Origin of the sequence: Polaromonas sp., from assembly GCF_036676035.1 — a bacterium.
GTDB lineage: Bacteria > Pseudomonadota > Gammaproteobacteria > Burkholderiales > Burkholderiaceae_C > Polaromonas.
The window spans coordinates 1-18,187 of record NZ_JAKFDR010000056.1 but is presented as its reverse complement, the minus strand read 5'-3'; the positions used below and the strand labels follow the sequence as shown (position 1 = coordinate 18,187).

At 62.8% G+C, this 18,187-nt stretch carries 20 protein-coding genes; 13 read left to right on the top strand and 7 right to left on the bottom strand.

Annotated features, from left to right (window positions below; translation table 11 throughout):
• Positions 1-282 precede the first annotated feature (282 nt).
• From V6M61_RS08870 to V6M61_RS08855, 4 genes are all read left to right on the top strand, one after another.
• A complete protein-coding gene (locus V6M61_RS08870) occupies positions 283-546 on the top strand; it encodes an exodeoxyribonuclease VII small subunit (RefSeq protein WP_332776201.1) in 264 nt (87 codons plus the stop codon).
• Between the two features lie 51 nt (positions 547-597).
• The gene (locus tag V6M61_RS08865; RefSeq protein ID WP_332776200.1) at positions 598-1,518 is read left to right on the top strand and encodes a polyprenyl synthetase family protein; all 921 of its coding nucleotides are present in this window, start codon (positions 598-600) and stop codon (positions 1,516-1,518) included.
• Between the two features lie 33 nt (positions 1,519-1,551).
• Positions 1,552-3,450: a 1-deoxy-D-xylulose-5-phosphate synthase gene (dxs, locus tag V6M61_RS08860; protein WP_332776199.1), complete on the top strand. Its 1,899-nt coding sequence runs from the start codon at positions 1,552-1,554 to the stop codon at positions 3,448-3,450.
• Between the two features lie 169 nt (positions 3,451-3,619).
• The gene (locus tag V6M61_RS08855) at positions 3,620-4,699 is read left to right on the top strand and encodes a TRAP transporter substrate-binding protein (protein ID WP_332776198.1); all 1,080 of its coding nucleotides are present in this window, start codon (positions 3,620-3,622) and stop codon (positions 4,697-4,699) included.
• Between the two features lie 253 nt (positions 4,700-4,952).
• On the opposite strand, the gene V6M61_RS08850 is transcribed toward V6M61_RS08855, so the two are convergent.
• The 5 genes from V6M61_RS08850 to senB all read right to left on the bottom strand — a co-directional run bounded on the left by V6M61_RS08850 (position 4,953) and on the right by senB (position 9,973).
• On the bottom strand, positions 4,953-5,438 hold the full coding sequence (locus V6M61_RS08850; protein ID WP_332776197.1) for a hypothetical protein: 486 nt from the start codon (positions 5,436-5,438) through the stop codon (positions 4,953-4,955).
• 92 nt (positions 5,439-5,530) lie between these two features.
• Entirely contained in the window at positions 5,531-7,075 is a 1,545-nt protein-coding gene (locus V6M61_RS08845) for a TRAP transporter large permease (protein WP_332776196.1), read from the bottom strand.
• Between the two features lie 49 nt (positions 7,076-7,124).
• A complete protein-coding gene (locus V6M61_RS08840; RefSeq protein WP_332776195.1) occupies positions 7,125-7,664 on the bottom strand; it encodes a TRAP transporter small permease subunit in 540 nt (179 codons plus the stop codon).
• A gap of 195 nt (positions 7,665-7,859) precedes the next feature.
• Entirely contained in the window at positions 7,860-8,939 is a 1,080-nt protein-coding gene (selD, locus tag V6M61_RS08835) for a selenide, water dikinase SelD (RefSeq protein WP_332776194.1), read from the bottom strand.
• Positions 8,940-8,992: 53 nt separating this feature from the next.
• Positions 8,993-9,973, bottom strand: coding sequence for a selenoneine biosynthesis selenosugar synthase SenB (gene senB / locus V6M61_RS08830; protein WP_332776193.1), 981 nt, complete (start codon positions 9,971-9,973; stop codon positions 8,993-8,995).
• Between the two features lie 22 nt (positions 9,974-9,995).
• On the opposite strand from senB, the gene senA reads away from it, so the two are divergent.
• Positions 9,996-11,249, top strand: coding sequence for a selenoneine synthase SenA (senA, locus tag V6M61_RS08825; protein ID WP_332776192.1), 1,254 nt, complete (start codon positions 9,996-9,998; stop codon positions 11,247-11,249).
• Between the two features lie 51 nt (positions 11,250-11,300).
• Here the strand turns inward: senA and V6M61_RS08820 are convergent, their stop codons facing one another.
• Positions 11,301-12,431 (bottom strand): substrate-binding domain-containing protein, encoded by a 1,131-nt coding sequence (locus tag V6M61_RS08820; protein ID WP_332776191.1) that lies wholly within the window; start codon positions 12,429-12,431, stop codon positions 11,301-11,303.
• Positions 12,432-12,597: 166 nt separating this feature from the next.
• Here V6M61_RS08820 and V6M61_RS08815 point away from each other — a divergent pair, with 166 nt between their 5' ends.
• The 8 genes from V6M61_RS08815 to V6M61_RS08780 all read left to right on the top strand — a co-directional run bounded on the left by V6M61_RS08815 (position 12,598) and on the right by V6M61_RS08780 (position 17,852).
• Positions 12,598-13,350, top strand: coding sequence for an ABC transporter permease (locus V6M61_RS08815; RefSeq protein ID WP_332776190.1), 753 nt, complete (start codon positions 12,598-12,600; stop codon positions 13,348-13,350).
• Complete coding sequence (locus V6M61_RS08810; RefSeq protein WP_332776189.1) at positions 13,347-14,036, top strand: ABC transporter ATP-binding protein; 690 nt, start codon at positions 13,347-13,349, stop codon at positions 14,034-14,036. Before V6M61_RS08815 ends, V6M61_RS08810 begins: the two co-directional genes overlap by 4 nt.
• An 8-nt stretch (positions 14,037-14,044) precedes the next feature.
• On the top strand, positions 14,045-14,869 hold the full coding sequence (locus tag V6M61_RS08805) for an extracellular solute-binding protein (protein ID WP_332776188.1): 825 nt from the start codon (positions 14,045-14,047) through the stop codon (positions 14,867-14,869).
• Between the two features lie 219 nt (positions 14,870-15,088).
• Positions 15,089-15,439 (top strand): DUF2946 family protein, encoded by a 351-nt coding sequence (locus tag V6M61_RS08800; protein ID WP_332776187.1) that lies wholly within the window; start codon positions 15,089-15,091, stop codon positions 15,437-15,439.
• 79 nt (positions 15,440-15,518) lie between these two features.
• A complete protein-coding gene (locus V6M61_RS08795) occupies positions 15,519-16,049 on the top strand; it encodes a YcnI family copper-binding membrane protein (protein ID WP_332776186.1) in 531 nt (176 codons plus the stop codon).
• Between the two features lie 10 nt (positions 16,050-16,059).
• Complete coding sequence (locus tag V6M61_RS08790) at positions 16,060-16,359, top strand: hypothetical protein (RefSeq protein ID WP_332776185.1); 300 nt, start codon at positions 16,060-16,062, stop codon at positions 16,357-16,359.
• A gap of 50 nt (positions 16,360-16,409) precedes the next feature.
• Positions 16,410-16,928, top strand: a complete 519-nt coding sequence (locus tag V6M61_RS08785) for a copper chaperone PCu(A)C (RefSeq protein ID WP_442957754.1) — start codon at positions 16,410-16,412, stop codon at positions 16,926-16,928.
• A gap of 219 nt (positions 16,929-17,147) precedes the next feature.
• Positions 17,148-17,852 (top strand): glutathione S-transferase N-terminal domain-containing protein, encoded by a 705-nt coding sequence (locus V6M61_RS08780; protein WP_332776184.1) that lies wholly within the window; start codon positions 17,148-17,150, stop codon positions 17,850-17,852.
• Between the two features lie 57 nt (positions 17,853-17,909).
• Here the strand turns inward: V6M61_RS08780 and V6M61_RS08775 are convergent, their stop codons facing one another.
• On the bottom strand, positions 17,910-18,179 hold the full coding sequence (locus tag V6M61_RS08775; protein WP_332776202.1) for an acylphosphatase: 270 nt from the start codon (positions 18,177-18,179) through the stop codon (positions 17,910-17,912).
• Between the last annotated feature and the right edge of the window lie 8 nt (positions 18,180-18,187).

The window sequence follows — 18,187 nt, the reverse complement described above, 5'->3', positions numbered from 1 at the left end:
TGCACGCTATCCGGCACATAAAACCGCGTCTTTTCGTCCATGACGGCGTTGCAAATCCGCGCAATAGCGGGGCTATTGCTGTGGTTTGCGCCTTGTCCTGAACAAAAATCCATCGGTTTTATTTGTGCCGTCAAGCGTGCAACACCACACTAGTCATGCCAGGGCAGGCCAAGCGAGAATTGTTATCAATTGTACCTGCGCAAGCCGATTTTGGGGGTGGCGCTGCGCCGGGGCCAAAAACACCCCGCAACGGCCTAAAATTGGGCCTTCACCTTTAATACCATGGCCAAAAGCTCCTCATCCACCGCCACACCCACTCCTGCCGGCCCTGCGACCAGCGTGCCCGCCAGCTACGAAGCTGCGCTGGAAGAACTCGAAGGGCTGGTCAGCCGTCTTGAGTCCGGCCAGTTGCCGCTGGATCAACTGCTGACGGGCTACCAGCGCGGCGCGCAGCTGCTCAAGTTTTGTCGTGACAAGCTGGAAGCGGTTGAAACCCAGATCAAGGTGCTGGAAGGCACCGAACTCAAGCCCTGGGCGCAAGAGTAGCGTGCCAATTGCTACAACCGCCATTTGCGCCATTTGAAAAGAGTCCACCGATTGAACGCCCCGGAAAAACTGCCTTTGTTTGAACTGAGCACCTGGAGCACCCGACAGCTCGCCGACGTTGAGCAGGCCCTGTCCCGCTGGGTGGCCTGCCCGAGCGGGGCGCCGGCCCCGGCCGGCCTGGGTGACGCCATGCGTTATGCCGTGCTCGATGGGGGCAAGCGCCTGCGCCCGCTGCTGGTCATGGCCGCCTGCGAGGCCGTGGGCGGCAATGCGCAGGCTGCCTTGCGTTCGGCCTGCGCGGTGGAGCTGATTCACGCCTACTCGCTGGTGCACGACGACATGCCCTGCATGGACAACGACGTGTTGCGCCGCGGCAAGCCCACGGTGCATGTCAAGTTTGGCCAGGCGCAGGCTTTGCTGGCCGGCGATGCGCTGCAGGCGCTGGCCTTTGAGCTGCTGACGCCCGAAGACGATTCGGTGAGCGCCGCCACCCAGGCTGCGCTGTGTCGCATGCTGGCACTGGCCGCCGGTTTCCAGGGCATGGCCGGCGGCCAGGCGATTGACCTGGCCAGCGTGGGCAAGCCCCTGTCCTCGGAGCAACTGCACGAAATGCACCGCCTCAAAACCGGCGCCCTGCTGCAGGCCAGCGTGATGATGGGCGCTGCCTGTGGCAGCATTGGGGCCGCAACACAAAGCGCCTTGCGTGATTACGGCGCGGCGGTGGGGCTGGCGTTTCAGGTGGTGGACGATATTCTGGATGTCACCGCCGACTCGGCCACGCTGGGTAAAACCGCCGGCAAGGATGCGGCCCAGGACAAACCCACCTTTGTGTCGCTGATGGGGCTGGACGCTTCCAGGGATTACGCGCAAAAGCTGCTGGCGCAGGCGCTGGCCAGCCTCAAGGCCAGCGGGCTGAAAAACACCGACGCCCTCAGCGCGCTGGCCGACATGCTGGTGAACCGTTCAGCTTAGGGCTTGGCCTCGTTCATAAAACAACCACACACGATGTACCAATTGCTTGAAACCATCAACAGCCCCGCAGACCTGCGGCGCCTGTCCCGTGCCCAGCTCAAAGGCCTGGCCGACGAGCTGCGGGCCTATGTGCTCGACAGCGTGTCCAAAACCGGCGGGCACCTGAGCTCCAACCTCGGCACGGTGGAGTTGACGGTGGCGCTGCACTATGTGTTTAACACGCCGGACGACCGGCTGGTGTGGGACGTGGGCCACCAGACCTACCCGCACAAAATCCTCACGGGCCGGCGCGAGCGCATGGGCAGCCTGCGCCAGCTCGGTGGGCTGTCGGGTTTTCCGCGCCGCGACGAGAGCGAGTACGACACCTTTGGCACGGCGCATTCGTCGACCTCGATTTCAGCCGCGCTGGGCATGGCGCTGGCCGCCCACCAGAAGGGCGAAGACCGCCACGCGGTGGCCATCATCGGCGACGGCGCCATGAGCGCCGGCATGGCCTTTGAAGCCCTCAACAATGCCGGCGTGTACGACGACTGCAAGCTGCTGGTGGTGCTCAACGACAACGACATGAGCATCAGCCCGCCGGTGGGCGCGCTGAACCGCTACCTGGCCCAGCTCATGAGCGGGCGCTTTTATGCGTCGGCCAAAAACGTGGGCAAGCATGTTCTTAGCGTTGCGCCGCCGCTGCTGGAACTGGCCAAGCGGCTGGAGTCGCATGCCAAGGGCATGGTGGTGCCGGCGACGCTGTTTGAAAATTTCGGCTTCAACTACATCGGCCCGATCGACGGCCACGACCTGGAGTCGCTGATCCCGACGCTGGAGAACATCAAGCAGCTCAAGGGTCCGCAGTTCCTGCACGTGGTGACCAAAAAAGGGCAGGGCTACAAGCTGGCCGAAGCCGACCCGGTGGCCTACCACGGCCCCGGCAAGTTTGACCCGGCCATGGGCCTGCAAAAAGCGAGCGCACCGGCCAGGCAGACCTTCACCCAGGTGTTTGGTCACTGGCTGTGCGACATGGCCGAGCATGACAGCCGTCTAGTCGGCATCACGCCGGCCATGCGCGAGGGCTCGGGCATGGTGGAGTTCCACCAGCGCTTTCCCAATCGCTACTACGACGTGGGCATTGCCGAGCAGCACGCCGTGACCTTTGCCGCGGGCATGGCCTGCGAAGGCCTCAAGCCGGTGGTGGCGATTTACTCGACCTTTTTGCAGCGCGGCTACGACCAGCTGATTCACGACGTGGCGCTGCAAAATCTGCCCGTGGTGTTTGCGCTGGACCGCGCCGGCCTGGTGGGCGCCGATGGCGCGACCCATGCGGGTGCCTACGACATTCCCTATCTGCGCTGCATTCCCAACATGAGCCTGGCCTGCCCGGCCGACGAGAACGAGTGCCGCAAGCTGCTGAGCTCGGCGTTTGAGCAGAACCATCCGGTGGCCGTGCGCTACCCGCGCGGTGCGGGCGCCGGCGTGGCCACGGAAGCGGGCCTGCAATCCCTGCCCTTTGGCAAGGGCGAGATCCGCCGCGAGGGCGCGGGCATTGCCATCCTGGCGTTTGGCACGCTGCTTTACCCCGCGCTGCAGGCCGCAGAAAAACTGGGCGCCACGGTGGTCAACATGCGCTGGGCCAAGCCGCTCGATACCGAGCTGCTGCTCCAGGTCGCGGCTGGCCACGAAGCACTGGTCACGCTCGAAGAAGGCGCCATCATGGGGGGAGCCGGCAGTGCCTGCGCTGAGGCCCTGCAGGCCGCAGGCATGGCCAAACCCGTGCTGCACCTGGGCCTGAAAGACGAGTTCATCGAGCACGGCGACCCAGCCAAGCTGCTGGCCCTGCAGGGGCTGGACGCCGCAGGCATTGAAGCGGCCATCACCGCGCGCTTTGGGGCACGGGCTGGTGCTCTCAAGCCCGCCAAGGTCACGCTCAAGTCGGTGGCTTGAACGGGGCAAGCACTCTTGACACCATGACAGCTTTTCGTCAGGTGTTCGAGGGTAAACACCGGTGGGGTGGCCCAGCCTCGATTTTTACAATGCCTCAGGACTTATCAAGCAGTCGCGCTGGTGCATATGGCCGGCGAGAATTTCAATTCAACAACCTGGAGTGAATTCAATGGACCGTCGTTCCCTCATTAAAAATGCCGGCATTGCTGGCGTACTGGCTGCCGGTGTCGCGCCTGCAGTGCATGCGCAAGCTGCCATTCGCTGGCGGCTGGCTTCGAGCTTCCCGAAATCGCTGGACACCATTTTTGGTGCGGCCGACATCTTCGCCAAACAGGTCAAGGCCATGTCGGGCGGCAAGTTTGAAATCTCCGTGCATGCCGCTGGCGAACTGATGCCGGCCTTTGGCGTGGTCGATGGCGTGCAGCAAGGCTCGGTCGAGTGCGCCCACACAGCGCCTTATTATTTCTTTGGCAAGGACGAAACCTTTGCGCTGGGCTGCGCCATTCCGTTTGGCCTGAACAGCCGCCAGATGACGGCCTGGATGTACGAAGGCAACGGCATGAAGCTGATGCGCGAGTTTTACGGCAAGTACAACATTGTCAATTTCCCTGGCGGCAACACGGGCGCCCAGATGGGCGGCTGGTACCGCAAGGAAATCAAGTCGCTCAAGGACGTCAAGGGCATGAAAATGCGCATCGGCGGCTTTGGCGGCAAAGTGTTTGAGCGCATTGGCGGCGTGCCGCAGAACATTCCTGGCGGCGAGATTTACGCTGCGCTAGAAAAGGGCACGATCGACGCCGCCGAGTGGGTGGGTCCGTACGACGACCAGAAGCTGGGCTTCAACAAAGTGGCGCCCCACTACTACTACCCCGGCTGGTGGGAAGGTGGTCCCCAGCTGGACTTCTTCATCAACAACAAGGCGTTTGAAGCACTGTCCCCTGAAAACAAGGCGATTGTGGAAGCCGCGGCAGCCCAGGCCCACTCCGACATGCAGGCCAAGTACGATGCCCGCAACCCTGCTGCACTCAAGCAGCTGGTAGGTGCGAAAACCCAGTTGCACGCCTTCCCCAAGGACGTGCTGAACGCCGCTTTCAAGGAGGCCATGGCGCTGTACAGCGAGATATCGGCCAAGAACGAGAACTGGCGCAAGGTTTACGCCGACTTTTCGAAGTTCCGTGCCGAGCAGAACCTGTGGTTCCGCTTCACTGAAGCGAATTTCGACCGCTTCATGCAGGAACAAAAACTGTAATCGGGGCCTTTCGTCCCTTCTTCAAAAAAACCGCATTTCGATGCGGTTTTTTATGGAGGATTGGCGCGGAAGACGGTGATTCGCCCCGTGGGAAAAGATACGTTCAAATACGATGCCCCACACTTGGCGGGGCAAAATAAGCGGGTTTGCCGAGTCACGCTTCGATCAGTACATGCAGACGGTCAAGCTGTAAGCTGTCCGGGTCAAAAAAGCCGCGACTTGTCGCGGCTTTTTTGTTGTCGTTGTTGCGTGATTATTGCGAGCGAAACGCCTTGAGTTCGCTGACCAGGCGTTCAAACTCCGTCATCATCTCGGGCGAGGCGGCGTAAAACACGGCGAATTTTCCCATCAGGGTGCGCACATACAGGCGGGGTGCAATCAGCCACTCCAGCCCGCGCACGCGTATGAACTTGCCGTAGGCCAGTTCACGCAGCTCCATGTGCTTGTCCCACATCCAGCTCTGGTGCAGCCCCTGCTCATCGATCCAGGTCCGGCTGCGCAGCATGTGCCACCAGGTGTAGAGGAGGAGCAGCAGGCCGGCGATAAACCAGCCACCGCCCGCTCCCGACGCGCGGTTGGCCAGCCAGGTCTGGACAAAGGCGGCCGCGCAGGCCAGCACGATGAGCGTTGCCAGCGCCTTGAACGGGATGGAGAAGGCGGGGCAGGACACACCCGGCGTGCGCGGAACGAATTTGAAAGGCGGCGGCCCCATGTGGGCGGGAAAGGGCGTGTTGTCCATAAAACTGAAAGAGGTTGCTGTCAGGCTTGAAATAAAAACGCCCCTCGCTGGAGACGGAGGGGCGCATGCATGTTGAGCGGCGATGATGCGGCTTACTTGGTTTTGAACAGTTCCTGCATCCGCTTTTGCTCGTCTTCGGAAGACGTGTCTGGAGCCGGGGGAGCCAGCGGGTCGACGGCGGCCGCTCCGCTGGCAGCGCCGGCTGCAGGGCTGCTGTAGTCCTCAACCGGAGCTTCAATTTTCACCTTGTCCAGATCAACCACCTCGGGCTTGTCGAGGAAGACGGTGACCGTCTGCGGCACAAAAATCACGATGGCCACCAGAACCAGCTGCATCAACACCCAGGGAATGGCGCCGAGGTAGATGTCGCTGGAGTGCACCGGTTTTTCGAGCCGGCCTTCCTTGAACAAGGTGTCGGCAATGCCGCGCAGGTAAAACAGCGCAAAGCCAAACGGCGGGTGCATGAAACTGGTCTGCATGTTCACGCACAGCAGCACGCCAAACCAGATCAGGTCAATGCCCAGCTTGTCGGCGACCGGGCCCAGCATCGGCAAGATGATGAAGGCGATCTCGAAAAAGTCCAGGAAGAAGGCCAGGAAGAAGATGAAGAAGTTGACGGCAAGCAGGAAGCCGGTTTGCCCGCCGGGCAGGCCGCTGAGCATGTGCTCGACCCATTTGGCGCCGTCCACGCCCTGGAACACCATGGAAAAAACCCGGGAGCCGATCAGGATGAACACCACCATGGCTGTCAGGCGCATGGTGCCAAGCATGGCCTCCCAGATCAGGGGGCGTGTCAGGCGCTTGTGTATGGCTGCCAGGATCAGGGCGCCAACCACGCCCATGGCGCCGGCTTCAGTGGGAGTGGCGATGGCCGTATCGATACCGGGCAAACCGCCCATGGAGCCCAGCACGGCAAAAATCAGGACGGCTGAGGGGATGATGCCGCGCAGGCACTTGGCCCACAGCGCCCAGCCGTTCAGGGTACGGGCCTCTTTGGGCACGCCCGGCACATAGTGGGGTCTGAAAACACCCAGCATGAAGGTATAGCCGGCAAAAATCAGCACCTGCAGGATGGACGGGCCCCAGGCTCCTTTGTACATGTCACCGACGGAGCGGCCCAGCTGGTCGGCCATGACGATCAGCACCAGCGACGGAGGCACCAGCTGCGTGATGGTGCCGGAGGCCGCCAGCACGCCGGTGGCGTAGCGCATGTTGTAGCCATAGCGGATCATGACGGGCAGCGAGATCAGCGCCATGGCGATCACCTGGCCGGCCACCGTGCCGGTGATGGCGCCGAGGATGAAGCCGACGATGATGACCGAGTAGCCCAGGCCGCCCTTGGCGGGGCCGAACAGCTGGCCCATGGAGTCGAGCATGTCTTCGGCCAGCCCGCATTTCTCGAGGATGGCGCCCATGAAGGTGAAGAAGGGAATGGCCAGTAGCAGCTCGTTCGACAAAATGCCGAACATATTGAGCGGCAGGTTGGACATGAAGCTGGCCGGAAACCAGCCCATCTGAATGGCCAGAAAGCCCGAGCCCAGCCCGAGCGCCGCCAGCGAGAAGGCGACCGGAAAGCCGATCAGCATGATCAGCACGAGGCCCGCGAACATGATCGGGGCAAAATTTTCCATCTGCATTTGGTGGTCCTGAGAGTATTTTTTGTCTGGATGGGCAATGGAAGGCGGCTTACTGAACCGGCTTTTCGTAGTGGGTGTCCATCTCGAACTTGCCCTGCAGGTAGCAGATGCGCTTGATGATCTCGGACAGGCCCTGGACAAACATCAGGCCAAAACCGACTGGCAGCAGCAGCATGGCCGGCCAGCGGATCAGGCCGCCGGCGTTGGGCGACATTTCGCCGGACTGGTACATGCCGATAAACAGCGGCCAGCTCAGGTAGGACAGCAGGCCCATCACGGGAAGCAAGAAGAAGATCAGGCCGAACAAGTCAACATACACCGGGCCATGACCCCTGAGCTTGCCGTAGATGATGTCCACGCGCACATGCTCGTTGAGCTTGAGCACCACGGGTGCGCCCAGCATGACCATGACCGCGAACAGATACCACTGGATCTCGAGCCAGGCGTTCGAGCTGATGTCAAGACCGTAGCGCACGAAAGCGTTGCCTGCCGAAATCAGGGCGGCAGCCAGGACCATCCACGCAGCCAGTTTGCCCAGTCGCGTGCTCAGCCAGTCAAATCCCAAGGCCAGTTTGAGTAGTACGGACACTTGTTGTCTCCGGAAAGTTTTTTAAATAAGAAAGAAGCGCCCACGAAAGCCTCGCGAAGGGGCTGTCAAGGCGTGAATGTTAACCGTGAAGCCAGTCAGCCACTGAATAAAGCCTGACAGGAAAGTGCCGGGTTTACCCTAGAGATCGTGGGCGTTTGTGCACCCAGTTTGTGCACCCGTTGAGCGGCGAGGTGCTCAATAAACAGACACGCCGCTGCCCGCCACAACCTCGCCAACCACCGCGGCGTCGCCAAAACCCTGGCGGTGAAAAATGGCCAGCACGTCCGCCACATTTTCTGCGGCGCACGACACCAGCAGCCCGCCCGAGGTTTGCGGGTCGCACAGCAGCGCCCGGTCGATGTCGGCCAATCCGGCGGGCAGCGTGATGTCGGCGCCGTAGCTGACCCAGTTGCGGCCGGAGGCGCCGGTGATGCAGCCTTCGCCTGCCAGCTGGCGCACGCCTTCGATCAGGGGCACGCGCGACCAGTCCAGTCTGACCTGCACCCCTGCGCCGCGCGCCAATTCCAGAGCGTGGCCCAGCAAGCCAAAGCCGGTGATGTCGGTGAGCGCATGCACGCCCTCGAGTGGGGCCAGCGCAATGCCGGGCTTGTTGAGCTGGGTCGTCAAGGCCACCATGCGGGCGTAGCCCTCGGGGCTGAGCACCTCTTTTTTGAGGGCTGCCGACAAGATGCCCACCCCCAGCGGCTTGCCGAGAACCAGCACATCGCCGGCCCTGGCGCCCGAGTTTTTCTTCACGCGCGACGGGTGCACCAGGCCCAGTACCACCAGCCCGTAAATCGGCTCGACCGAATCAATGGTGTGGCCGCCGGCAATCGGAATGCCCGCATCGCGGCACACGTCCTGGCCGCCCCGCAGGATGGCGCCAATGGTTTCCAGGGGCAGCACATTGATGGGCATGCCCACCAGGCCGAGCGCCATGATGGGCGTGCCGCCCATGGCGTACACGTCGCTGATGGCGTTGGTGGCCGCAATGCGGCCGAAGTCGTAGGGGTCATCCACGATGGGCATGAAGAAATCGGTGGTCGCTATCAGCGCCTGTTCGTCATTGAGCTGATAAACGGCGGCGTCGTCAGCGGTTTCAATGCCGACCAGCAACTGTGGCGGTAAATTAAAGCCGGGCAAGTTGCTGGAGTTCTTGAGGATTTCGCTGAGCACGCCGGGCGCAATCTTGCAGCCGCAGCCGCCGCCGTGCGACAGGCTGGTCAGGCGGGGGACGGCAGAAGAATGAAGTGGGGTTTTTTCAGGGGCATTCATGGCAGGGCTTTCAGGGCGTCGCAATCGCAGGGGGTAGGCGGGGGAAAGGCCAATTAAAGGCGGATTGAAGCCAAGTTTATGACACGGCGCTTTTCCTCGTTGGGGCTGAATAGGGGCGCACGCAGCGAGCATTGTTTTTCCAGCAGCGCCAGAAAGCCGTGCTCCGTGGCGCAGCGCCGCAGCAGTTGGGCCAGCGCGGCGTCGTCACCGGCTGCAAAGTAGCCCGCGTAGTCGGCCCCCAGCATGCCCAAGTTGCCGCTGATGCGCGAGGCCAGCACCGGCGTGCCGGACTGGACGGCCTCCAGGATGACCTGGGCGCCGCCTTCCATGAGGGAGCTGTTGACCAGCACATGCGCGCGCTTGATGTGCTGGCGCGTCCGGGCCCGGGGCAGGTCGCCCCACCAGTGGCAGTGGGGCAGGCTGGCCTGCGCTGTGCTGGCGGCGTCGGCCCAGCGGGGCTCGAGGGCCCGGCCAATGAGGTCGAAGCGCATGGAGTCGGCCAGTGCTGTCTGGCTTAGCCTGGCAGCGGCGCGCAGGTAGGTCAGGGGGTCTTTTTCGTCGCGCAGATGGCCCACGAACAGCGCCCGCAAGCGCTGCGCCGCCTTGATGGCGGGCTTGAGGGCCGGGGCCGACTGGTAGATCACCTGCGCCTTGCTGCGAAACGCGGGCGGCAGTTCGTCGAGTGCGGCCTCCTGCAGCACCACCAGATGGCTGGCCAGCGCCAGGGATTGCCAGGCGCTGGCATCGACATGGATATCGCGGTACAGATCGGTGCCGGTCAGCACCACGATCAGGGGCTTGCCGGGGCATTGCCGCGCCCAGGCCTGGATGGAGGGCGCGGAGCGGCGGGCGTGCAGGGCGATCAAAGCGCGCGCCGCCGGGTCTTGCGAGGCACAGAGCCATTGACTGCGCAGGGCAATGTCACAATCATCAGACAGGAATTGCGCCCAGCGTTTGGCGGTATGCCAGTTGCCGCTATTCGATTCAGCCATGGCCGGGCTTACCAGGACTACAGTGTTGGCCTCAGACTTCATACCGAATTCATCATCTACCGCGATGTCAGCCTTGATTGATTCATCCACCATGCGCAGTGCCGGACGGGACTTGCTTTCGCTGGCGCTGATGGATGCGCGCAATCATACGCTGCACCTGTTTGGCCAGTATCAGCGGGCGCTGGAGGCATCGAGCTTTGAGGTGCCGCAGCTGGCAACGATCAACCCGCCGCTGTGGGAGCTGGGCCATGTGGGCTGGTTTCAGGAGTGCTGGATTGGCCGCAACCTGCAGCGCAGCCTGGGGCAGCGTTGCGATCCGGTGCACACCCGGCTGGCCTCCATCGAGCCCCAGGCCGACCGTTGGTGGGACTCTTCACATGTGCCCCACGAGACGCGTTGGGCCCTGGACTTGCCCGATGTGGGCAACTGCCGCGCCTACCTGCTCGATACGCTGGAGAGCACGCTGGAGCTGCTTGAGAAAGCCGGCGAAGATGACGAGGCGCTCTACTTTTACCGGCTCTGCCTGTTTCACGAAGACATGCACGGAGAGGCCTTTGCCTACACCGCGCAAACCCTGGGCCTGGCGCTGGACAAGCCCTTGCTGCAGGCCTTCACGCCGCCGCCCATGGTGCTGCGCGAACCGGTGCTCGTGCCGGCAACGCGCTGGCAACTGGGAAGCAGCTATCAGGCGGGCCAGGGTTTCGCGTTTGACAACGAACGGGCCGCGCACGAGGTCCGTGTGCCGGAGTTCGAGATCGATGCGCAGCCCGTCACCTGGGCCCAGTACATCGAGTTTGTGGACGATGGCGGCTACGACCGCCAGGCGCTGTGGCACCCGCAAGGCTGGGACTGGCTGCAGGGCCAGGCCGGCGGCGAGGGCCGAAGGGGGCCGCGCTATGTCGAGCAGATCGGCGTGGCCAGCGGGGCCGTCATGCAGACCCGCTTTGGCCAGCCCATGCGCATGTTGGGTAACCAGCCGGCCATGCACATGACCTGGTGGGAAGCCGATGCCTGGTGTCGCTGGGCCGGCCGCCGCCTGCCGGCTGAAGTGGAGTGGGAAGTCGCCGCCCACACGGCGGCACGTCGGGGCTTTCACTGGGGCGCTGTGTGGGAGTGGATGGGCAGCACCTTCCGGGCCTATCCGGGCTTTGCACCCGACCCCTACCGCGATTACTCCGAGCCCTGGTTTGGCACCCACAAGGTGCTGCGCGGCGCTTCATTCGCCACCCGGGCCCGCATGCAGCACCCCAAATACCGCAACTTCTATTTACCCGGGCGCGACGACATCTTCTGCGGCTTTCGCTCCTGTGCGCTGTGAATCTTTTTTGTTGTTTTTGCTATCAAAATAATAGCTTTCTGCGACCATCCATCAAGGGCTGGATGGTGTTTTTGATGGTTTAACTGATTTCTCCTGGCGATAACGCCACCAGGGCAGGGTAGCGCGCAAGGACAGCACCTGGCCGCTCTGCGCCTGCTGGCCGCTGTAACCCGGCAGGCCCGCCAGCGTGGTTTGCCAGTGCTGGCTTTGCAGTTCCTGCAGCAGGGCCTGCACCGGTGCTTGCGGCAGCGCCGATTTGAGGCATACCAGGTGGTAGCGCTCCTGCACCAGCGGCACAAAATCCAACCCCTTGTCGCGCGCGGCCGCTTCAATGCCCAGACCGGCATCGGCGGCCCCGCTGGCAATGGCCTGCGCCACGGCGGTGTGAGAAGGCTCCTGCGTGTCGTAGCCGGCCAGATCCGCCGAATTCAGACCATGCTGCGCCAGCAGCTCATCGAGCAACACCCGGGTGCCGGTGCCAGCCGCGCGGTTGACATAGCGCAGCCCCGGCTTTTTCAGGTCCGACAGCTGCGTAATGCGCTGCGGGTTGCCGCGGGCCACCATCAGGCCCTGCTGGCGGTGCGCAAAGCCAATCAGTTTGTGCTGGCCCGGCTTGAGCAGCTCGCGGTAAGTCCGCGCGGCCACCGAGGCCAGCGGCGGCGCATCGAGTGTGTGAAAGCCCGCCATCATGCAGCGGCCGGCATTGAGCGCGGCAATCGCATCCACACTGCCCATGAAGCGGATGTCCAGGTGCAGGCCGCGCGCGCTGGCCTGCTCGCGCAGGGCGCTCAGGGCTGCATCGTGGCTGGCATACAGCGTCAGCACATGGGCGTCGTCGTCAAACGCGGTGGAAAAGGCGCGTTCAATGTCGCCGCGAAGGGCTTCAATCTGCGGCGCGAGACGGGCTTGGGCCTGGCGCTCGGACCAGAGCAGTTTTTCACCAAACTCGGTCAGGCGCGCGCGCTGGCCCTTGTCCCAGACAATCAGCGGGCGCTGCAGCGTCTGCTCCCAGTTCTTGAGGGCGCCCCAGACATGGCGGTAGGACAGGTCAAGCGCCTTGGCCGCTCTGGAAATCGAGCCCTGCTCGCGCACCGCGTGCAGCATGTCCATCAGCGGGTTGCGTATCAGCGCGTCCTTGCCACGCTGCGGTGCCAGAAGGTAGGAGAGTTCAACTTTGTGCATGTGCGGCCAAGGTAGTGGGGTGATTATGGGTGCATGCGATGAATCGCTTGTCCATGCAAACCTTTCTATGCAAACTTTCTATGCAAACCATTTCATAGCTCGTGATTCCCAATGCCGGGGCCGGAGCATCCCGTCTACGATGGCGTGCCCTCCCCAAACCATTGGCATGAACCCCTTTTCAGACAGCGTCCTCACCGCCTTTTCACTCATCTCCGCATTCGATCCCCTGCTGGCCAGCATTGTCCTCAGGTCGCTGGCGGTCAGCGCCTGCGCCTGTGCACTGGCTTGTGGCGCGGGTTTGCTGCTCGGGGCCTGGCTGGGGGTGTCGCGTTTTCCGGGGCGCGCCGTGGTGCTGGCGCTGCTCAACACCACGCTGGCCCTGCCTTCCGTGGTGGTCGGGCTGGTGGTCTACCTGCTGCTGTCGCGCTCGGGGCCGCTGGGTTTTCTGGGCTGGCTGTTTTCATTCAAGGCCATGGTGCTGGCGCAAGCCGTGCTGGTGCTGCCGGTCGTGACGGCGCTGGTGCGCCAGACCATTGAAGACGCGGACCGGCTGCACGGCGAGCAGTTTCAGTCGCTGGGGGCCGGCAGGGGCTTGCGCAGCCTGATTTTGCTGTGGGACGAACGCTATGCCTTGCTGACCGTGCTGATTGCCGCTTTTGGCCGGGCCATCTCCGAGGTCGGCGCGGTGATGATCGTGGGCGGCAATATCGACGGCTTCACGCGCGTGATGACCACGGCGATTGCGCTGGAAACCAGCAAGGGCGACTTGCCGCTCGCGCTGGCGCTCGGCCTGGTGCTGCTGGCGGTGGTGTTGCTGCTCAATGCCCTGATTGCCGTCGTCAGGCGCTGGCGCGAGCAGCTCGACGATGCCTCGCCCGACCTGACTTTGAACCTCGCCGGCAAAAGGGTCGGCGCATGACGCCGCTGCTCGAGCTTCAGTCGGTGGGCGTGCAGTTTGGGCGCATTCAGGCACTGGCAGACTGCAGCCTGAACATCTCGGCCGGTGAAAAACTGGCCCTGGTGGGCGCCAACGGCAGTGGCAAGAGCACGCTGCTCAGAACCCTGCACGGGCTGGTCAAGCCGACCACGGGCCAACGACTGTGCGATGCACGCCTGCACCAGGCCATGCTGTTTCAGCGGCCCTACATGCTGCGCGCCAGCGCTCAAAACAATGTGGCGCTGGGTCTTTGGCTCCAGGGGACGCCATGGACGCAGGCCCGGGCCCGGGCCCTGCCGGCGCTGGAGCGCGTGGGCCTGCTGGGACTGGCGCACCGCAATGCTAAAACTCTGTCCGGGGGGCAGCAGCAGCGGCTGGCGCTGGCACGCGCCTGGGCCCTGAAGCCGCAGGTGCTGCTGCTGGACGAGCCGACCGCCAGCCTGGATCCCGGCGCCAAGCGCGAGGTGGAAGCGCTGATGGCCGGGTTTGCCGAGGCCGGCATGACCCTGATTTTCAGCAGCCACAACCTCGGCCAGGTCAAACGCCTGGCCAGCCGGGTGATTTACCTGGAGCAGGGACGTTTGATCACGGACCTGGGCACGGAGGCATTTTTCAACGGACCGCTGCCGGCAGAAGCCCAGGCATTTGTCAAAGGAGAACTGGTTTGAATAAGTTAATGGTCACTTCCCAGGTTTACAAGCCATTCAAGGCTGTAGCCCACGTACTTATTGCGCTGGCAGCTACTGTTTCGATAGCGCAAACAAACCCCATCGTGATGGCCTCCACCACGTCGACCGAGCAGTCCGGGCTGTTTGCACACCTGCTGCCCGAGTTTAAGAAAGCCACGGGCATCGAGGTGAAGGTGGTGGCGCTGGGCACCGGCCAGGCGTTGGACATGGGGCGGCGCGGGGATGCCGATGTGATGTTTGTGCACGACCAGGCGGCTGAAGAAAAAATCGTGGCCGAGGGGTTTGCCCTCAAGCGCTTTGCGGTGATGTACAACGACTTCGTGCTGATTGGCCCGGCGGCCGACCTCGCCAAAGCCAAAGGCAAGGACATTGTGGAGGCGCTGAAAAAGATCAACAGCGCCAATGCCGGTTTTGTCTCGCGCGGCGACAAGAGCGGCACCCACGCCGCCGAACTGCGCTACTGGAAGGCTGGCGGGCTGGAAGCGCCGCAGTTTGCCGGCTACAAGGCCTGCGGCTGCGGCATGGGACCGGCACTGAACATGGCGGCCAGCGCCGGCGCTTATGTACTGGCAGACCGCGGCACCTGGCTGTCGTTCAAAAACCGGGCCGACCTGGTGGTGCTGGTCGAAGGCGACACGCGCCTGTTCAACCAGTACGGCGTGATGGTGGTCAACCCGGCCCGGTACCCGCATGTCAAAGCCGGCGAAGCCCAAAAATTTGTCGACTGGGTGACCTCAGCGCCCGGACAGGCCGTGGTGGCGAGCTACAAAATTGGGGGGGAGCAGCTGTTTTTTCCGAATGCGGCTAGATAGTTGCCCGATAGTTATTGATGTTTCCATAAGCCATGACACCACCCCGTTCGGGCTGAGCTTGGCCTGTCCTGAGCTTGTCGAAGGATCGAAGCCTGAACGGGAGGAGTTTTGCAGGCCTTCCTTTGGCGTCGCATCAAACGACGCGGGGCCGTCCCATCAGGTCGGCTCCCTATAATTCACCCCGTGTCGCACCCGCCATCCCTCCACCCATCCCTTCCCTTGTGGACCCGCTTTGCTGCGTGGCTGGGTTTGGTGGCCGTGTTTGCCGCGCTGTTGTCGCCTGCCTCCATGCTGGCCGAAGAGCTGCGCACCGGCAAGCTGGGCGGCATTTGTACGGTTGCCACGGCACCAATCGGTGACCAGCCGGCTTCCGGCGGCGGTGATGGCGAGCCCCAGGCGGGCTCGCACTGCGACTGGTGCGGCAGCTCTGGCTTCATGGCTGCGCAGTGGCCGGCCTCGGCGCATTTCACTCCTCTCGATCACAGCGTTCCCGCTGTTGCGCTTGCAGCCGTCTTTTCCGCGTCCCCATTCGGGCTGCCCTTTAGCCGCGCCCCGCCTCCCGTCATCTGAACCCAAGCTTTCTCTTGTTGAGTTTGAAGATGCCGCTCGCCCGAGTGGCATCGTGTGTTCTTTTTGGCTGGAGTGATTCATGAAACATTTTTGTATTAAATTCGCGGCCACCTGCGCCTTGCTGGTCGGTGGCAGCACCGCTTTTGCGCACGTGAGCCTGCAGGAGCGGACGGCGACAGTGCTGAGCACTTACAAAGCCATCGTTCGCGTGCCGCACGGCTGCGAGGGCTCGGCCACCAAGCTGATCAAGGTCACGGTGCCGGCCGGTTTTCAAGGCGTCAAACCCATGCCCAAGCCGGGCTGGAACCTGTCCACCACCCTGGGCAAACTCGCCATGCCTTATGACGATGGCCATGGCGGCAGGGTCACCGAAGGCGTGACCGAAGTGACCTGGGCGGCAGCCTCCAAAGACAGCATGCTGCCCGATGCCCACTACGACGAATTCGTCTTCCGGGGCCGGGTGCCCAAAGAGGCCGGGCCGGTGTGGTTCAAGGTGTTTCAGGGCTGCGAAAAAGGCAGCACCCACTGGGCTGAAACACCCGCCAGCGGCACGTCCGACAAGGGGCTGAAGCACCCGGCGGCCCTGCTCGAAATCCTGCCCGCCAAATGAGCGCCTTTGTATGAAGCCCGTCTTTGCTTCGCGCCGCCGCCGCGCCGGCTTTCGCTCCCTGGTGCTGGCCGGTGTCTTGCTGATGTCCGTGGCTAGCCAAGCCTGTGACTCCGATGAGATGATTGCGCAGATGAGAAGCGCGTGCACTGAAATGGTTGCCGGCTACCAGAAGGCGCTGGGCCAGCAGCTGGCCTCGCCGGCGGCCCAAAGCGCCATCGCCCAGGCCCGCGCGCACTGCCAGGCGCTGGAGTTTGACAAGGCGGGGCTCAAGCTGGCGCTGGCCGCACGGCCTGCCAAGGTGGTGAATTGAGCTACCCCGATTGCACATGGGTGAGAACCCGTTTTTTTAGAAAGAATCCTGTGAAACTGAACGTTTTAATCACCGCAGCCCTGGCTGCCCTCTCAGCTCTCTGTGTTGCCGGCACCTCGGCCCATGCGCAGACCATTGAAGTCAAGGACGCCTGGATACGCACCTCGGTGCAGGGGCAAAAAGGCACCGGCGCCTTCATGAAAATCACCGCCAAGGAAGGTGCCAAACTGGTAGGCGGCTCGACGCCGGTGGCGGGCGTGGCCGAAGTGCACGAAATGAAAATGGATGGCGACGTCATGAGGATGCGCGCCGTGCCGGTTCTCGACCTGCCTGCCGGGAAAACGGTCGAACTCAAGCCGGGCGGCTACCACCTCATGCTGATGGACCTCAAGCAGCCTCTGGCGAAAGACAGCACGGTGCCCCTGACGCTGGTGTTCAAGAACGCCAAAGGCGTTGAAAGCAAAGTCGAGCTCAAGGTGCCCGTCAGCGCCGTGGCACCGGGCGCCGGCGCTGCGGCGGGCAAGGCCGCTGATAAAGCGCACAGCGGCCACGGCGAGCACAAGCACTGAGCGGTTCGCCGCCCATGCTGTCATTCTGAGCCCTTAGCCCGCGCTCAGGATGACAAAGTATGTCGCACGATTTTCGGACTGCTGAGTCATTGAACAGGGTTGCCCCAAGAGGGTTTTCACACCGACTACTTCGCCGTCGTTTTGAATGCGAATGTTGCTTGCTTAGGCTACATTTGGCGCTTCATCGTGCTTCCCCTGGCAAGACAATCCTGACCCACCATGACCAATCTCTCTGCCTTCCCCATCACCAAAAAATGGCCGGCCCGGCATCCCGACCGGATTCAGCTTTATTCTTTGCCCACGCCCAATGGCGTCAAGGTCTCGATCATGCTCGAAGAGACGGGTCTGCCTTACGAACCCCATCTCGTCAGCTTCGATGCCAATGACCAGATGTCACCGGAATTTCTTTCGCTCAATCCCAACAACAAGATTCCGGCCATACTCGACCCGGACGGTCCGGATGACAAACCACTTCCCCTGTTTGAATCCGGTGCGATCCTGATCTATCTCGCCGACAAGGCCGGAAAGTTCATGCCGAAAGATGCTGCCGGCCGCTACGAGACCATCCAGTGGCTGATGTTCCAGATGGGCGGCATCGGTCCGATGTTCGGCCAGCTCGGCTTTTTCAACAAGTTCGCTGGCAAAGACTACGAAGACAAGCGCCCGCGCGACCGCTATGTCGCAGAAGCAAAGCGCCTGCTCGGTGTACTGAACCAGCGGCTTGCCGACCGGACCTGGATCATGGGCGATGCCTACACCATCGCCGACATGGCCACCTTTCCCTGGGTGCGCAACCTGATCGGGTTCTACGAGGCGGGTGATCTGGTGAAGATCGAAAATTTCCCGCATGTCACACGGGCGCTGGAGACGTTTCTTGCCCGTCCGGCAGTCGCAAAAGGTGTTGGCATACCCCAGCGCGCTTGATCGCTGCATGGGCTTGGAGCTAAAACTCGTTCCTTCGCCATGGCGAGTTGCTTGTGCTCACAGGGTGGGCAAGCGGTCGAAGTGGTCGAAGCGAGGGAACGGTGGCTGCACCTGCGTTACGTCAAGCTCGTCAACAAGTGCTGCGGGCATGCCATCGCGCAGCCAATCGCACATGTCCGCAAGCTGCTCGGGCGAGCCCTGCAGCATCGCCTCTACCGACTCGTCCATGCGGTTGCGGACCCAGCCGGTGATGCCCAGCGCCTGCGCGCGGTGCACGCAGGCTTCCCGATAGCCGATGCCTTGCACACGGCCACGTACCCGCACCAGCCAACTCT

What these genes read in the sequence shown, in the direction of transcription:
- V6M61_RS08810 (WP_332776189.1), top strand. Translation starts at nt 13,347, where the DNA reads ATGACGCCGCTGCTCGAGCTTCAGTCGGTGGGCGTGCAGTTTGGGCGC.
- V6M61_RS08815 (WP_332776190.1), top strand. Translation starts at nt 12,598, where the DNA reads ATGAACCCCTTTTCAGACAGCGTCCTCACCGCCTTTTCACTCATCTCC.
- V6M61_RS08855 (WP_332776198.1), top strand. Translation starts at nt 3,620, where the DNA reads ATGGACCGTCGTTCCCTCATTAAAAATGCCGGCATTGCTGGCGTACTG.
- V6M61_RS08795 (WP_332776186.1), top strand. Translation starts at nt 15,519, where the DNA reads ATGAAACATTTTTGTATTAAATTCGCGGCCACCTGCGCCTTGCTGGTC.
- dxs (WP_332776199.1), top strand. Translation starts at nt 1,552, where the DNA reads ATGTACCAATTGCTTGAAACCATCAACAGCCCCGCAGACCTGCGGCGC.
- V6M61_RS08790 (WP_332776185.1), top strand. Translation starts at nt 16,060, where the DNA reads ATGAAGCCCGTCTTTGCTTCGCGCCGCCGCCGCGCCGGCTTTCGCTCC.
- selD (WP_332776194.1), bottom strand. Translation starts at nt 8,939, where the DNA reads ATGAATGCCCCTGAAAAAACCCCACTTCATTCTTCTGCCGTCCCCCGC.
- senA (WP_332776192.1), top strand. Translation starts at nt 9,996, where the DNA reads ATGTCAGCCTTGATTGATTCATCCACCATGCGCAGTGCCGGACGGGAC.
- V6M61_RS08805 (WP_332776188.1), top strand. Translation starts at nt 14,045, where the DNA reads ATGGTCACTTCCCAGGTTTACAAGCCATTCAAGGCTGTAGCCCACGTA.
- V6M61_RS08850 (WP_332776197.1), bottom strand. Translation starts at nt 5,438, where the DNA reads ATGGACAACACGCCCTTTCCCGCCCACATGGGGCCGCCGCCTTTCAAA.
- senB (WP_332776193.1), bottom strand. Translation starts at nt 9,973, where the DNA reads ATGAAGTCTGAGGCCAACACTGTAGTCCTGGTAAGCCCGGCCATGGCT.
- V6M61_RS08845 (WP_332776196.1), bottom strand. Translation starts at nt 7,075, where the DNA reads ATGCAGATGGAAAATTTTGCCCCGATCATGTTCGCGGGCCTCGTGCTG.
- V6M61_RS08820 (WP_332776191.1), bottom strand. Translation starts at nt 12,431, where the DNA reads ATGCACAAAGTTGAACTCTCCTACCTTCTGGCACCGCAGCGTGGCAAG.
- V6M61_RS08870 (WP_332776201.1), top strand. Translation starts at nt 283, where the DNA reads ATGGCCAAAAGCTCCTCATCCACCGCCACACCCACTCCTGCCGGCCCT.
- V6M61_RS08780 (WP_332776184.1), top strand. Translation starts at nt 17,148, where the DNA reads ATGACCAATCTCTCTGCCTTCCCCATCACCAAAAAATGGCCGGCCCGG.